This is a genomic window from Pseudomonas sp. BS-2016 (assembly GCF_001806145.1).
Lineage (GTDB): Bacteria > Pseudomonadota > Gammaproteobacteria > Pseudomonadales > Pseudomonadaceae > Aquipseudomonas > Aquipseudomonas lundensis.
This window is the reverse complement of record NZ_MLCT01000046.1, coordinates 1-909: the sequence shown is the minus strand read 5'-3', so window position 1 is coordinate 909 and position 909 is coordinate 1. Positions and strand designations below refer to the sequence as shown.

The following is a 909-nucleotide window of genomic DNA, read 5'->3' as shown; positions in this document are numbered from 1 at the left end:
CCGTAATTGCTCACCATTCCGCTGGGCCAGCCTGGAATCAATGATTACATCTAAGCGGCTGGACTGCTGAGCCATTACTTTTCTCCGGGCGAAAAAAAACCCGCAAGGTGCGGGTTTTAGTTTTTATATAGATTACTTCATGCAGTATTCAAGCTCATCAACTATGGCACTAAGAGATTCAAGCGCTTGCTCAACACCAGTGCCAGTCATAGCGGCTATTTTGTGATAGCCATAACCATTCGTTGTTCCAGCCTGTTCAATCCCTGTGAATTTATATGTTCGCTGGTTGGCCACTTGCTTGATGTTGAGCGTGTAGCGCAGTGATCGCTCTACAAGCGAAGTAGTGAACTTTGCCTCCCCTCGCGCTACGACTTCCGAGCCATCAGGAGCCACGTATTGCGTGACTGATCCGCCGCTAACCTCTCGAATGCTCGATGCTTGATAGTAGCTCCCTGTGTAAGCGCCGACATATCCACTCGACTGCGTCATTGCGACCGAGTCGTTTCGTATTGTGATCGCAACACACTTTGGAATACTTCCTGCTTTTGCTGATCCTTCGCGAGTGATCGAAAGCGATTTAACATTTTGCGACTCAAGCTCAACCACCCCAAACCTAGCAAGGTCTGATGGGCTAGTAGCGCATCCGGACGTCATCATCGCAAGCAAAGCTACTGCGGCCAAACGCATACTTCACCACCCATTCCTTATAGATGAGGTCTATTTACGCAGCGTTGAGCTATAACGTCAACTGAAGCAATCCCAGTAAATGCTTTGCGCGATCAATGCCGAGACGGCTTTTTCGGATCCTTGCCTGCCTCCTGCGCCCACTTGGCGCGAAACTCATCATCGATAGCAAAGATGACAGCATCGAACTCACGCCGATCAATGCTCGACTGGTGAACGCTCAGG

At 49.8% G+C, this 909-nt stretch carries 1 protein-coding gene; it reads right to left on the bottom strand.

The features are described 5' to 3' along the window. Positions 1-132: 132 nt before the first annotated feature. Complete coding sequence (locus BKD70_RS22045) at positions 133-687, bottom strand: hypothetical protein (protein ID WP_047274442.1); 555 nt, start codon at positions 685-687, stop codon at positions 133-135. Positions 688-909 lie beyond the last annotated feature (222 nt).